This is a genomic window from Brevibacillus laterosporus DSM 25 (assembly GCF_002706795.1).
Taxonomy (GTDB): domain Bacteria; phylum Bacillota; class Bacilli; order Brevibacillales; family Brevibacillaceae; genus Brevibacillus_B; species Brevibacillus_B laterosporus.
In genome coordinates this window covers 4,538,568-4,552,800 of sequence record NZ_CP017705.1, presented here as the reverse complement: position 1 = coordinate 4,552,800, position 14,233 = coordinate 4,538,568, and the positions used below count along the sequence as shown (strand labels likewise).

The following is a 14,233-nucleotide window of genomic DNA, read 5'->3' as shown; positions in this document are numbered from 1 at the left end:
CATGACTTCTCCTGTCTAATTCGAAATTTACAAACGTATGTTCTTTGTTTTATAATGACATTAATGTTAATAATGAAATATAGGGCTGATTTCACTGGATAGTAGCAACCAGAAATAAGCCTAAACGATTTAGAAATCTGCATAGTAGAAACGATTAAAAAATGTAAGGCCAAAGGAGCTGATTAGACAATGACATTGAAGTTGATCCCCTACTTAGTGATGGACGGGAATGCCAAGGAAGCTATCCAGTTTTACGAAAAAGCTTTAGATGCCAAAGTCCTTTTTAACCAAACATTTGGTGAGATGCCCGAAAACCCCGAATTCCCTCTACCAGCAAATGCAAGAGATCGTGTGGCACACGCAATGGTTAAAGTCGGCGAAACGGACCTGATGTTTTCTGATACATTTCCAGGTCAACCGCATCAAAAAGGCAATCAAGTCACTATCTGTATTGCAACAAGCGATAAGGAAAAATCTACACAAATTTATGATGCCTTGCAGGAAGGCGGTCAAGTGAATATGCCCCTGCAAGAAACTCATTTTAGTCCTGCGTACGGGATTGTAACAGACAAGTTTGGAGTAACCTTCCAAATCTATACAGAGGGCAAACAATAAATTATTGACCATGCACCCGTTTGATACAAAAACTTCATGACAGGCTCACTTATTTCACATATGTAGCGTAATAAATCGTGTCTACTATCCATTGATTTGTTTACTTGCGTGGAACAATGAATAAAACGGCTCTGTTTATAGCAGAGCCGTTTTTCTGATTCCTCTTCTTCTTCGATTGCAGAAATGTTAATATAACTTATTTAAAGAATGAATCTTGCTTTGGTTTCTATTGCTTAATGAGGCGGTTTTATTATTAAACGCCAAGAGTTATATTGCTATAAAAACCATAGAGGACCCAGACAATTGTATGGGTCTAAAAATTGCTCCATCATTTAATCCAAGCATTGAGCTAATTCAATCCTGACCTCCTTTTTCTCAATATCATGATTTGAATAGCTCATGACATTAATTCCAATGAATGAAAATCCACAGGCTAAATAAAATTGAATAGCTGGATAGTTAGAGGTCTGGGTTTCAAGAGTAATCATACGACTACCGAGTTCTTTTGCGCGTCTACACGCAAACTGGATTAATTTTCGACCTATTCCCTGTCGCTTACAATCTTCATGTACATATAAATCCCATATGACGCAGCTCTGATTCCAACTTGAATAAGCAATTGTAATAATCCCTACTTCTTTGTTATCTACTAGCGCAGCATAGCACTCAAGCTCATCTCTATCTTCATCAAAGAGGTTACCGATATCCCTCTTATGAAATGTTAGCTCGAATTTTTCTACGATGAGATCTACACTCCATCCCCTCTCACTAGATTTCATCTGCACATCGTAATAAAAATCTGATTGATATTCATATGTAATATTTTTTCCGTTAGGATAATCATCTCTATTCAATTTTACAATTTCAAGCATACGGCCACCTCTTCGTTATTTCATCAGATAATTTAGATAACTAAACCTTTTCGCCTGGTATGTCAACACGGTCTTCGCTAGTCGTTGATCAAATTTTTTTCTTATCTACAAATTCCTACTTTGCGAGTAAAATATATAATTAAAGTTCTTTTAGACTTTAAATATTTTGAATCATAGCATAAATTCAGGTTATAAAAAATAGGTTTTGCAATTTTTACCGATGCACGAAAAAACTCCGAGAGACATGAAAATATTCAAGTCTCCCGAAGCTCTTTCATTTATTATCCATCTCTCTTTTAGATTCTTTCCTACTACGCAGAAAGCTTTACACTATGTCTTTTTCCAAACACAGAAATACCCGACAAACAAATCAAAAGTACACAAAACGAAAATGGTAGGACCTTGTTACTCGTATAGAGTACCGTACCGATAAGAGGCCCCAAAAACGAGCCTCCCCCTTGAAGTGCAGCAATAAAGGAAGCAACACTTCTTTGTTCATGATCCTCAACAGCTAGGGAAGCACCCGAACTATAGCCTAATAAGGTAAACCCTATCCCAATTCCCAAAATAGCAAAATCAATGTAGGCGAAGCGTAAGAACAGTAAAAATCCTAGTAACCCTAAAGTGACACAAGATAGCCCTACGCGTAACACTATTGCAGGTTTCCATTTCAAATACTTACTGATCAGAATTTGGGAAGCAACAACCATAACACCCGAAATGGCTAACCCAAGCCCTATAAGCTGGGTAGCTTTTTGAGCATTGTAGCCCAAATTATCTTGGATATAAAATCCGATGGTAACCTGAACGATATTAAGAGCAACAGATAGAACGAATCCAATCCAAAGATAGAGACGGATACGTGAATCATTTGGTGAGATAGTGGCTGTTGTTCGGCGAATCTCACTTTCCTTTTCATCTGGAATGGATAACAGAAAAATAACGGCAATAACCAACAGGAGCACAGCTACCGCATACATGGGTACGGTAAGACTAATCACCGCCAATCCTCCACTCATCGCTGGTCCCAACACAAATCCAAGACCATTTGCTGCTCCGAATAACGCCATCCCCCATGTGCGCGTTTCCTGCGTTGTCCAGCCCATTACATATGCTTGAGCTTTAGCAGGAATACCTCCAAAGAAAAAGCCTGCAATGGCTCGTAAAACCAGGAATATCCAAAATAAACCAGCGGAACCAATGCCCAGCGTATTGCTCGCGGCATTGTCGGCCAGCAAGGCAAATACGATCAGGGTAACTACATAGACAAACATAATAGAGGCTAGCAATTTTTTTCTACTCTTGGCTGATTTTCGTTCCCAATAATATCCACCTAATAACCAACAAATTCCCGTGATTGAAACCAGACAACCTGATTGCACCTCACTTAGTCCTAAGTTGCGTGAAAGAGGACCAATGATCGGGTTAAAAGCGGCTATTGAAATCATTCCAGATAGCACAATCAAGAACATAACCGCGAATTTGAATTTCATCTTAAATCCCCTTCCTTATTGATTGATTTGATTGGTTTGATCGTTTTTATCTCAGGTTCCCTATTTTTTTCCCATTGCTTGCATGATTTCTTCCAAACCGTCGATCTTAGCTAAAGCCATCGGTCCAGGTAGTGAAGGATCCTCTAAAAAATACACCTGATTATTTTTCACTGCCTTCAAACTATTCCACACCTGATTATCTTTCAACGCTTCCTTAACTCCCCCTGGAATTGGATCTTGCCAATTATTAATCACAAACAGATGATCAGGATTTAATTGAGCTAAGCTCTCCAATGATAATTGACCACCCTTTTCAGCTCCTTGCACCGGCTTTAGTCCTAATCCCTTATAAAAAGGCTCAAATCGTTTTTCCTCCCAGGTTACAAATTGATCCTTACTCCGTGACATAGTAAACAGCACAGATTCTTGGCTTCTAAAAGCCAGCTTCTTCTTATAATCTGCTGACTTTTGGTCAAAATCAGCTAATATCTTAGTCGCTACATCTTCTTTACCAATTACAGCAGCAATCTGCTCTAATGTCTCCCGCCAATCACCTGCCTGAGGCAAAATAACGGTTGGGGCAATCTGACTCAATTGTTCGTACTGCCCAATCATGTCATCCGCTGCAATGATCAGGTCAGGCTTCGAGCTTAGTAATTTTTCCATACTTGCCTCTGTGCCCAAATCAATGATAGCTTTCCCTTCTAGTCGTTTGCTAAGATTAGGAAAATTTTGTTTAATGGTTGAAATTCCTGATGCGGCATAAGGATATTCATCCAATACAGCTAAATAGTCCACAAAAGCAATGTAAGGGGAAGCGATTTTAATTGGCTTATTCTGAATTACTGTTTCCCCCTTCATATGTTTTATCGTTTTAGGGAAAGCGTGTGATGAAGTTATTTCATTAGTTGTGGAAGATGTTGTTTGTTCCTCAGTCACTCCCGTATTTGGTTTGCTTGCTCCTGTGCATCCTGTAACAAGCCACATCATAGCCAACACTACGATAATAGAAAGTATTTTTCTTCCCCACATATTCTTCTACTTCTCCTTTTTTACCGCTTCCTGAGGCGGTTTTGTTTCATTAACGTATAGTAACCTAGCTAATGAGATTAATTATCAATGCATACATCTTATAATGTACGTTTGCTTGTTATCTACCAGTAGAGGAAATGAGATAGCGGTTTGCGGGATATTTACCGATTCAGTCATTTCCTACTCCATGGAAGGGTTTCCTTGTTCTTATCTATTGATTAGAAATTCCTAATGCAATAAAAAAACTGCCCTTACTAGGCAGTTTAGGTGATAAAATTACATGGTTTTATTTTCATAAGACCAGTACTACAGCTGCCCTTCTATCCTCTACTACGACAACAAATCTTAATTTCTCTATCGTAAAGAGGAAGTGGAACGGCGGACAAACTCACCAGGATTAACCCCATACCTTTCCCGAAAAGCTTCTGCAAAATAGCTAGGATTCGAGTAACCGACTGTGCACGATACTTCGTTTACATTCATTTTGCCGCCTTGTAGCAATAAAAGGGCTGTTTCCATTCGTTTATTCCGTAAGTATCCAAACACCGTAGTCCCGTACATTTCTTTAAAGCCGTTTTTTAGCTTGTAGTCATTTAGACCAATCATACGAGACAATTCGATTAATGTTGGTGGCTCTGCCATACACTCAAGCATGATAGCACGTGCCTGACGAATTTTTTCCATATCATCCTTGGTCAGTTGTGTCGATTCTGAATTCCCATCTAATAAAAAGTTTCGGAAGGCTGCTGACAGAATTTCCATAATAGTACATTCTATCTCGAATTTTCTCGTCCTTGGTGAATCTACTAGCTTTATCAATCGATGTAAGATAATAGAAGAAAGAGGATCGATTGTTTGTTGAAAAGCCCGGAAGGATCGTTTTCCCAGGATATCAGAAAAATGAATCGATCTTGTACCATCTGCCTCTTCCATAAAATGATGGAAGCTAGAAACGGGAATACCAATACCAAGCATATAAAAGGGCTGCTTTCCCATAAACTCAAAACGAGTTTGCTCCTGTTTCATGAATTGTAATGTACATGTTCCTGAAGCAATTTCCTGACGAACCCCCTGAAGACTAACCTCTCTTGCTCCTTGAAAGCAATAACTCAGCTCAACCATTTCTTCTCTAGGGGCAAAACTCATTGCATGCTTGTCATGGAAGGTGTAATCGGAAATGACTACCTCCATATCCGGACGAGGAACAAAACGACGGATGGAGCCTTCTCCAATCGAAGAACGTAGCGTCATCTGTTCTGTACGATCTACATTCTGTCGAGCCAGCCCAAGCCCGTCAAAGAAAAGATTAAAGTTCTGGTGAAAGCCAGTGTTGCTCATTTGTCCATCACTCCGGTTGTGTTTCTCTACCTCATTTGCTTCTCCATAGGTTTAAAAACCAATTATGATAATAATTCTCATTTATATTGTAACGAATTTTTGTTCATTTGACTATCTCTCTTTCTCTATTGCTAATACGTCTCCCAAGTGTCACGTCTATGTCAGCAGGTATCGTTCGCATCGTAAGCTTTCTTCCTCAATAACCAGATTAATTCCATCGTATATTCTCCATTTTACCTTGCGTTTTGTTTTAGCTTGAACTGGCTTTTTACTTCTAACTGAATCAGTCTTTTTGCTGAGTTTCCCTGCTTCATCCGTCCGGCTGATCCTGCCACTTTTTGCTTACCTTTTGACGAATGTAGTATAAAATCCGATTAGAGTATGCTTGCTTGTCAAATCCATATCCCCCAAGGAGTTCTGATATTTCATTAACACACATCAGCTTGTTGCGTGATCTGCTCTCTTCTTCTATCAACTTGATTTCTCGATCATATTTAGACGTTACATTATTTTGCAAGTCTGATTTATTTGATTGAAAATTCAGAACCTTATTTCTAATACGCATTATCGCTCTGTTAATCGTCATGGGATATACCTGTAGACGTTCAGCAATTTGAGTATTATTTATACCTTCCATGATAAGCTTCATAATCGTCTTCTCAAAATCGTTACATATTGAACTACCTAGTAAATGTTCTACATATACTTTATCCACCACATGCTCCTCAATATTATGGCAATTATGATCTATCACCTCGAAGTTTTCATAAGCATGATAATGTTCAATTTCATCACTAAATCGGGCAATCTCCTTATATCTTTCCAGCGGGATAGCAAGAAGCTTTGCCATTTCCTCCTCGCCGGGTCGATATCCTAGCTTTTCCTCAATGGCTATCATACGTTTAATTTGTTCAACTGCTCCCCTACTTAATCTTACAAATCGTGAATCGTTGTAAAGCAGTTGATTGATCTCCCAAATAATCGGTCTGACCACAAAGGTTGTAAACTTGATTCCTCGATGAAAATCGAATTCCTGTAGAGCACTAATAACACCAATATAAGCATGCTGTAACAATTCTTCTTCTGTTACTCTAAACTTAAAACACAATTCTTCAATGTTGCCTTTATAATGTTTGATAATCGAGAAAAGAAACTCCTTGTTTTCTTCCAAAAACTCTCCCAACAACTCTTTATCTTCTTTACATGCACGAATAAGGTCTGTATTATGCATGTCTTTTATGTTTTCTTTCCGTAAATGGAGATATCGTTGACTTAACAATCTTTCTTTCACTCCTAGTCATCTCTTTCGTTCCGTCTCCCTATAATAGTCGAGCTATCCTGTCTAAAAGATGCAAATACGCGTGGGATTGTTTTGTTTCATGAGATCACTATTTTTCCATGCAGAAGCTTTAGAAGAAAACCCTCGAAATGATTTGGTGTAGCACTACAAATATGACATCTATATCCTTTTACTGTAAAAAAATACACCCCTTACCAATACCTTGGATATTGCCCACTCAAGGGTAATCCCAATGTCTACTGGAAGGAGTGCCTGTGATTCATTTATTTAATCTCGTCAAACAATTCCAAAATTCCTTAGTAGGATGTCCTATTTTTCATAGTTGACCATACTTGTTTAACTTTCATCAGGTAGGTTGTTTTAAATGTACCACGTACGATATTACCCTCTCCTTGGTTATAAGCAACGATCCCTAAATCTGGTCCGAACCTGCTTTGTGTGTAAGCCAAATATTTGCATCCAACATGAATATTCACTTCTGGATCTGTAAGCTCTCCTTTTATACCCATATACCGCTGTGTAGAAGGTAAGATTTGCATAAGGCCTGTATCACCGTGTTTGCCAATCCGATTAGGTTGATAATAACTTTCCACCTCTATCATAGCTACTATTAGGGTAGGATCTACGTTGTACTTATCAGAAAAAGTAAGAATATAGTTTGATATTTTTGCTGCCTCTGTGATTGAAATATTTTTGGAGGTCATATGCTGTATGATCGTCGCGTGAACTTGTTTGTGCTGAGCAAAAATTGGTGCTGTTAGGGCTATCGAAGCCGCAGTCCTTTGACTTGCTGGCATACTGTCCAAATGTGAAATCAGATTTGAATTAGATAGATTTGTTATCATCAGCAACATAACCATGATGGGTTTCATTCCAATTATCATGCAACCATCCTTTATCTGCATTATCATACTATAGTTGTCGATCCAACCTCCTGGATCGTTGCGAATGATAGGTGCCATCACATACGTTCTTACAAATATCAATTCTATCTATCCTCCCTCTAAGACGGTACTTATCAGTTCTACACATCAAAACAAAAAAGACGGGGGTACTTCCTCCCGTCTTAAAAGGTTACACATTCTCGCATACAAGCAGCTATTTGTTTTTGTATTTCATCAAGGTCTACTTCCTTCATGGATACATCTGCATTGTAGAGCTCCATGTAACTCTCTTTTAACCTTAGATGTTCATAAGTAACTAAGCAATTGGCTGTACTACAACCAATATTTTCGATATCTAATCCCATATCCGTAAGAGACTTATTTGTTTGATGTAACGCTTCATATAGATCCTTACATTTTATTTTCATGGCGTATAGTCCCTGCTCCTCTCTGTATAGGGCCCTTTGTTGCTATACGATGATTCCATACATTCTCGCAAGCATTTTTTATGTTTTATCAGCATGCCTTCCAAATCGAGAGAGGACGAAATTTCTTGTTCCATCATATATTCTACAATCTCTTCTAATTGCTCTTTATGTCGACGGAGCACTTCTACAGAAGCAGATGAAGTATGTCTCATTGCTCTGTTGATTTGATGAATAACGTGTTGAATCTCATCAATCTTCTCGATAAGTATACCTAAAGTGTACACTTCTTCCCTCCCATCTGGCGTCCCATTTCCTTTGTAATTTATTCTCTATTGTCAAAAAAGCCCCAGAAAAACGGATCGTGCTTCATTAAGAATTCATTTTGATCTTTTTTTCTACTTTCCTTATCAGTTTGATTTTTATGATAAGTAGCTAACTCAGTCTGTAGCATTTTGATTTGTTGGTATAAGACTTGTAATTCCTTACAAAGCTGTTCATTGTTAACCGCCAAAACTTTATTTTTTTTCAATAGTTGCTTGGTTTCTTCTCGCATGGTTGCATACCCACTCAGAATTTTAACAAGTAAATGAAGATCAATGGTTGCCTTCGTATCAACAATCTCTTGATCTGAGATAATGGTATGCGCATCAAGGTTTATCATCTTCTCACTCCAAAACGAATAGGTTCGTGTATTTTATGCTATTTATTATTCAGGCTCCAATTACCGGGCAGGATAGAGTGATGAATGGATGACTAACTTATTTCATCGATCTACTCCCCATCATTCTTATATACGTAATCAGTAAAATCTTTCAAATGTATTTCTACCCTGTTCAAATTACAGGAGGAATCAAGTGCAATAGCTTCCTCTAACATTTTTAACTTTTCCAACATTTCCTTTTTGATTGGAGGTTCGATCTTTTCCTCTCCCTGCTGGTATCTCTCCCACCACTTACGAAAAGTCTCTAACGTAAAAGTTTGATTGATGTAGTTCCCGCAAGAACGACACCAAGCAATCAATGATTTATCGCATTCTAATTCTTCCAATACAAAGGATGCCTCTTTCTTGCAATGTGGACATTTATTTAAATAACCTATCATTACAACACAACCCGCTTCCTTTTATCTTGCTTTTTAATATGTGATAGCTGATGAAACTGCTTGAAAATATCACTGGATCGTTGCGTAAAAGGGGATTGTTTCTGCACAAGCCTTCTTGCTCTTGTAATCGTTTCTGGGATCGTCGCTTTTCCGATATAATCTTACATAAAAGATTCCATGTTACTAAAATCTAGTTTGTCGATAAGCCGCCAATAGTAAGAGAGTAGTAATTTATCATTGGTACGTGTTTCCGGATAAAGAATCAACAGTTTTCTAACGTTTCTTACAACGGTCTCTTTTTTCATATTACCCTTTTCCATCCTTAGTCTTTTGTTCAGTTACATAGGAAAATTGATTGTCAAATTCCTCTGCTGCAATATGCATTTGTATATCCGCTACTTTTACTATTACATAGTCTCGAAGACCACTGCTTCCTTTCAGAGTACCTTCGATGATACCTACTGTACCGGTTTTAATCATTCGATCCATAAACTCCAGATCCTTACATACTTTGATCTTTTGCCCTGACTTTTTTTTCATTTGATCTACCCCCTATCTGTTGTTCATTACATTACTCTCTAACCTCTCCCGAAAAATAAAGAAAATAGTCCATTGTTTCATGTAAAGGCTCATAAACTATTCCGTTGTCACCTTCAAATGGAGTTGTGTGAATAACCCTTAATTCTTGTATTTGTTTGGGAATGCCATTAGGAAAGGCCATACAACTCATTTTTGACCTGCTGTCACGATTTAAATATTTACAAAAAACACAAGGTATCGTAAAATCCATTGCTATCACCCCTTCCAGTTATTACATTCATACCCACCGTATTGCTGGTACCATTCCTGTATCTTGGGATCGATGGGGATATCCGTCACTTTCGCCGTAAATGTCTCTGGAATTAATTCGATTGGATACCAACTGGTCGCATAGCTACATAGATGAGTAGCAATATATGTAGCTTCTGAGTAGGACAAGATCGTTTTAGGCCCATAATTGTCGGGATCAAGCGCTGAAAATCGGTAGAATTGATCAGCCCCTACATTATGAAAATGCAACCAATGACCTATTTCATGGATAATGGTTCGCAATTTATGTGGAGACGATTTTTGGCCAGCTTGATATTCTGCTAGTGCAATCTTATCTGCATTGGAAAAATCGTATTTTTTGTTCACAACAACCTCTCCCGTTGGAGGATTAAAGTATCCGTTTGCTCCTTTTGCATCCTTGATATTAATGGTGAGTTTATGTTTTAAAATCATTGTTTTGAAACCGCAACAATGATTCAAAAGATGTACAAGTCCTTCCGTTACATAGTTAGCTGCATGGACATTGCGTTGAAAATTAGCATCAATATTTATGCTATTACACCAATTCTCAGCTTCCCTAGCTGTTGCATAAGGCTTCCATACAATTGGATTTTTACATGTATCATCGTCATCCGGAATTGGTACGGGAACTGGATCAGGAGGTAGCGGATCGGGATAATTTCCATTATCAATCGTTCCAGTCAAAATCGGTTCGACTTCTGGATCACTAAGAAGATGGAACATGACCTCTATTTGCTTCCTGTCACCAACCTCGGTATAGAACTCTAGTTTACAGATAGTCCCTGCTTTGATTGGGTGGGCAACCTGGAAATAGAGCCCCTCCTCAAAATTTTTACAATAAATATTTTTTGCAATCAATTTGTTATCAATGAGAAGATTCCAATGATCTGAGGGAGTAATAATATCAGATCTTATAGAAATAGCATAAAATTCTACATCATGTGATAAGCGAAAAGTATCAGTAATGACTCTTTTAGTACCCGGGCTTCTCATGCCTTTTACATAAATATCTCGTCCAATAAAATGAGCTCTTGTTTTAGTAGGGTAATAAGGGGGATCCAATCTCCCACCTACTACATATCTAGCTAACATTCAATTAATTCTCCTCCATGCTTTTTCTTTGTGTAAGAGTGTGTAAGATAAACCAATCTGGTCTTTTATAAATGTGATCAAGATCAGAACATCAACAATCTCTGGAATAGATTACATACCCATTGTCCGATCCTATTCAATATTCATGTAAAAGTAGTCGGTCTATATCTTTGAAAAGGTGCAATAAGTCCAAATATTTAATGTGCTTTTGATAGATGTGTTTAATAACACTTCATGTTTTTTTCTTTTTTGCAAAATATTGTCGTTTTATGCCTTTAAAAAGTTGCGAAAATTCTTCTAGTTGGATTGCAGATTTATGAGCAAAATGATATATTTATTATGAAATGGATTTCGGCTCCTCTTTTTATCAGAATTACACCAAACATACGTGCTTAAGTTTGTTCATTGCTCGTGAAGCATGGGACTTATTTAAACCTAATTGATTGGAAATTTGCGTAGGTTTCATATCTATTCCGTCTTCGGTAAATAGCATATAGCTAATAATTTTCTGTTCCTGATTTGTAAAAAGGTGTTTATGAAACAGATAATCATTGCGTACATCAGCCAATCCATAGCCAACTTCATAATCTACGCCATAGAAATGATCAGTAGTTGATCCCTTTTCATCGTCGGCCCCATCACAAAAATGAACCATTGTACTTTTCTGTATAATCATCCGTCTTTTTTTTCGATAATAATCCATGACAGTTCTTCTAATTACCGTATGAGAAAAAGTAAATAGATCCTTTTTAATGGCTCCTTTGTTCATTGCAGTTAATATACGGACAATAGAATCATGCTTTACATCCTCTCTGTCTGCTATGTGGACCCCCGACAACACAAAATCAAATATTGGATTTAAGATTCCAATATCCAGGATTTCTGTAGTACCCTTGGCTTTTTCCATATAATAAATCCTCCTAACGACTACAAATATTATGAGAAATAATCAACTTTGATAATTGTTTACTAGAGAAACTTATATTTGTGCATATAGGTAGTAGAAGAATAGAGAAATCTATTAACGATAGATTGTATGTTACGTGTTGTCATTAATGGGTAGTTGATACCAAAGGATTTCACTTCTATATATAAGTAACTGCTGACATGATCTAACTAACCTTAGTAATTTTTTCTTAGGAAGTATATGTAAAAGTAAGAAAATCCCTTAATTCTCTATATTTATATCTAGTTGTCAATTCTTCATTTTTATTTCCCCTTGCTATTTTTGTGTTTGATATAAATCCTCCTGGCATACTTTCAAATCAGAAAATCATATAGTCAGGACTTACCGACTAATGTATTCCAGGACTAAAAACAGATAATATGTTTAAGACCTAAGGTATCAACTATATTTTTACATCTAAAGTAATAGTCCTTCAGTAGCAAATACTATAGTAGTCGATGCAACCTTTTGAAAAGTTGCACGATATTTCCACTTATAATTTCTTAGAAACAGGAATGTGTGTTCCTAATCTAATTCTTAAAATCATCGTCTTTACATACATAAAAAGAGCCATTAGCGAATCATTCGCCATTAGCTCTTTTCCTTTTTCTATCGATCATAGTTTTGGGAAAGTAACATGATACTTTCCTAATATACATCGCAAATATTCCGTTAGTATTTATTGACGTCCTTTTGATAACATCCCTAAATTCTTGACAAAGCTATGCACATAATTAGCGCCTCGACTCACGATTAGTCCAGCTGAAACGATAGAGACATGCTTCCCCATATGTTGCATGCCAAATAGATTCATTCCAAAAGCATAGCAGAGGATAATCCCTATTAAGATGGATATAAAATAAGTCATTTGATCTTTCATCCACTTTGAAAACATTCCTTTAATAATTTCTGTAAGTGATTCTGTTAAAAAGGCTAATAGGATGAGCAGTTGAGCTTTTTCTAATATAAAATCTGTCATTTGGTTTCACCTGTTAGATTACGCTGTAATACCATCGTCGTAATAAAGCTAAGCTCACTCTGTATTAATGTTCTAGATTTTGCTTTTTCTTCCCAAGTTTTATCCGTTAAATAACCGTTACGAGTAAGATCAACCAAGGCTTGGGTCAGCATATCGAATTGCCACTCATTTAGTTTCAAGTCCTCTTCATTCCCCTCTGCTGGTTTTGTAACTACCGAAGATATTATGTTGGATTTTGGTGTACATAGCTTATATTCTTTAATAACATCCTGAATGAATTGGTTCCATGTGATGTTCATCCTCTTAAAGGCGTTTTTTGTGGGGTCTAATTTACGATTGGGATCAAGATCACAGTGGGCTACAATATGTTTTTCTGGTTGCAAATGATACAAATAACAAAGCTCTACCCCGATCGCAATATCATTGGCATCACCATTGAATAATTGATTATTCCGTGGGATTTCGTAGAGAACATGCCATGCTTTTTCTGGCTTGCCTGTAGTAGCAGGAATACATTCCCAGACTCCTGTGTCATCGATAAAAGTGTGGGCTGAAGCATTCGTGCTGTCACAGGTATTTTGATAATAACGAATATTGGCAAGAGCTGTTGATCCAGGGTTTCCCGTATCGTGAGCCACGATAAAACCGATTCGCTTCATAGGAATTCCTGAACGTCTTTTGGTTCTTGGAGTTACATATTTTGTTTGAATGGGGTATTTCATTACAAACATGAATGATGCTCACCTACTTTTTCATCTGATATGCATAGCCTGCTGCGTTAATCTAAAAAGAGTTCCGATTTTAATACGGTTTTATGCATAATGAATAAGTATACAGTTCTACTCATTGTGGTCCCCATCTAAACGCAGCATCAAAGATTCTACTTTTGTATTAAGCGATCTGTTTTCCATCAGAAGTTTGAAGTTTTCTTGCCGTAATACTTCAATCTCTTGTTTTAATGCCTTGATTTCTTCTTTGTAGATTCTCAATTCCTCTCGTAATTCTGCTCGAAATGTCTGTTCAGCTTGAGACAATAACTGACGATCTGAAATACTTACTTCTTTTTGATTGTTATTTCGGCCAGATATATAACCGATAATACCTGTACTAAGGGATACTGCTCCCCCAATAATGGCGATCATTACATTCGCATCCACGCTTATTTCACCTTCTTTTTTGTCTGTAAAATTACGTAATGTTTAAGGTCGTGATCCTCGTATAAGCTAGAGAAGTCGTATCGTCTTCAAAACTTTAAACTGGGCTTACATGAAACGATTTTTGGACTGCATCAAGCATCACATCTGTTGTCAACAATCTTTAAT

18 protein-coding genes are annotated in these 14,233 nt (G+C 37.2%); 1 reads left to right on the top strand and 17 read right to left on the bottom strand.

The window, feature by feature from the left end:
* The first annotated feature begins 189 nt into the window (after window positions 1-189).
* The gene (locus BrL25_RS21620; RefSeq protein ID WP_018671023.1) at window positions 190-615 is read left to right on the top strand and encodes a VOC family protein; all 426 of its coding nucleotides are present in this window, start codon (window positions 190-192) and stop codon (window positions 613-615) included.
* Between the two features lie 332 nt (window positions 616-947).
* Here BrL25_RS21620 and BrL25_RS21615 read toward each other — a convergent pair whose 3' ends face one another.
* From BrL25_RS21615 to BrL25_RS21535, 17 genes are all read right to left on the bottom strand, one after another.
* Window positions 948-1,487 carry a GNAT family N-acetyltransferase gene (locus BrL25_RS21615; RefSeq protein WP_018671024.1) on the bottom strand — a complete coding sequence of 180 codons (540 nt, stop codon included), beginning with the start codon at window positions 1,485-1,487 and terminating at the stop codon, window positions 948-950.
* A gap of 311 nt (window positions 1,488-1,798) precedes the next feature.
* On the bottom strand, window positions 1,799-2,980 hold the full coding sequence (locus tag BrL25_RS21610) for an MFS transporter (RefSeq protein WP_018671025.1): 1,182 nt from the start codon (window positions 2,978-2,980) through the stop codon (window positions 1,799-1,801).
* 60 nt (window positions 2,981-3,040) lie between these two features.
* Complete coding sequence (locus BrL25_RS21605; RefSeq protein ID WP_018671026.1) at window positions 3,041-4,012, bottom strand: ABC transporter substrate-binding protein; 972 nt, start codon at window positions 4,010-4,012, stop codon at window positions 3,041-3,043.
* A gap of 354 nt (window positions 4,013-4,366) precedes the next feature.
* The gene (locus BrL25_RS21600) at window positions 4,367-5,350 is read right to left on the bottom strand and encodes a helix-turn-helix transcriptional regulator (RefSeq protein ID WP_018671027.1); all 984 of its coding nucleotides are present in this window, start codon (window positions 5,348-5,350) and stop codon (window positions 4,367-4,369) included.
* Window positions 5,351-5,660: 310 nt separating this feature from the next.
* Window positions 5,661-6,641, bottom strand: a complete 981-nt coding sequence (locus BrL25_RS21595; protein WP_018671028.1) for a sigma-70 family RNA polymerase sigma factor — start codon at window positions 6,639-6,641, stop codon at window positions 5,661-5,663.
* 305 nt (window positions 6,642-6,946) lie between these two features.
* Entirely contained in the window at window positions 6,947-7,636 is a 690-nt protein-coding gene (locus tag BrL25_RS21590) for a lytic transglycosylase domain-containing protein (RefSeq protein ID WP_018671029.1), read from the bottom strand.
* A gap of 80 nt (window positions 7,637-7,716) precedes the next feature.
* Window positions 7,717-7,962 (bottom strand): hypothetical protein, encoded by a 246-nt coding sequence (locus BrL25_RS21585; RefSeq protein WP_018671030.1) that lies wholly within the window; start codon window positions 7,960-7,962, stop codon window positions 7,717-7,719.
* On the bottom strand, window positions 7,959-8,246 hold the full coding sequence (locus tag BrL25_RS21580) for a hypothetical protein (protein WP_018671031.1): 288 nt from the start codon (window positions 8,244-8,246) through the stop codon (window positions 7,959-7,961). The genes BrL25_RS21585 and BrL25_RS21580 overlap by 4 nt, the downstream gene beginning before the upstream one ends.
* A 38-nt stretch (window positions 8,247-8,284) precedes the next feature.
* Window positions 8,285-8,623 carry a hypothetical protein gene (locus tag BrL25_RS21575; RefSeq protein WP_018671032.1) on the bottom strand — a complete coding sequence of 113 codons (339 nt, stop codon included), beginning with the start codon at window positions 8,621-8,623 and terminating at the stop codon, window positions 8,285-8,287.
* Window positions 8,624-8,733: 110 nt separating this feature from the next.
* On the bottom strand, window positions 8,734-9,063 hold the full coding sequence (locus tag BrL25_RS21570; RefSeq protein ID WP_018671033.1) for a hypothetical protein: 330 nt from the start codon (window positions 9,061-9,063) through the stop codon (window positions 8,734-8,736).
* A 306-nt stretch (window positions 9,064-9,369) separates the two neighbouring features.
* Complete coding sequence (locus BrL25_RS21565) at window positions 9,370-9,603, bottom strand: hypothetical protein (protein ID WP_018671034.1); 234 nt, start codon at window positions 9,601-9,603, stop codon at window positions 9,370-9,372.
* 31 nt (window positions 9,604-9,634) lie between these two features.
* Complete coding sequence (locus BrL25_RS21560) at window positions 9,635-9,853, bottom strand: hypothetical protein (protein ID WP_018671035.1); 219 nt, start codon at window positions 9,851-9,853, stop codon at window positions 9,635-9,637.
* Window positions 9,854-9,858: 5 nt separating this feature from the next.
* A complete protein-coding gene (locus tag BrL25_RS21555; protein WP_018671036.1) occupies window positions 9,859-10,986 on the bottom strand; it encodes a DUF8551 domain-containing protein in 1,128 nt (375 codons plus the stop codon).
* Window positions 10,987-11,359: 373 nt separating this feature from the next.
* On the bottom strand, window positions 11,360-11,893 hold the full coding sequence (locus BrL25_RS21550) for a sigma-70 RNA polymerase sigma factor region 4 domain-containing protein (RefSeq protein WP_018671037.1): 534 nt from the start codon (window positions 11,891-11,893) through the stop codon (window positions 11,360-11,362).
* A gap of 718 nt (window positions 11,894-12,611) precedes the next feature.
* Window positions 12,612-12,911, bottom strand: coding sequence for a hypothetical protein (locus BrL25_RS21545; protein WP_018671038.1), 300 nt, complete (start codon window positions 12,909-12,911; stop codon window positions 12,612-12,614).
* Window positions 12,908-13,642 (bottom strand): peptidoglycan recognition protein family protein, encoded by a 735-nt coding sequence (locus tag BrL25_RS21540; RefSeq protein ID WP_018671039.1) that lies wholly within the window; start codon window positions 13,640-13,642, stop codon window positions 12,908-12,910. Before BrL25_RS21540 ends, BrL25_RS21545 begins: the two co-directional genes overlap by 4 nt.
* Window positions 13,643-13,750: 108 nt before the next feature.
* Window positions 13,751-14,068 carry a coiled-coil domain-containing protein gene (locus tag BrL25_RS21535; RefSeq protein WP_018671040.1) on the bottom strand — a complete coding sequence of 106 codons (318 nt, stop codon included), beginning with the start codon at window positions 14,066-14,068 and terminating at the stop codon, window positions 13,751-13,753.
* Between the last annotated feature and the right edge of the window lie 165 nt (window positions 14,069-14,233).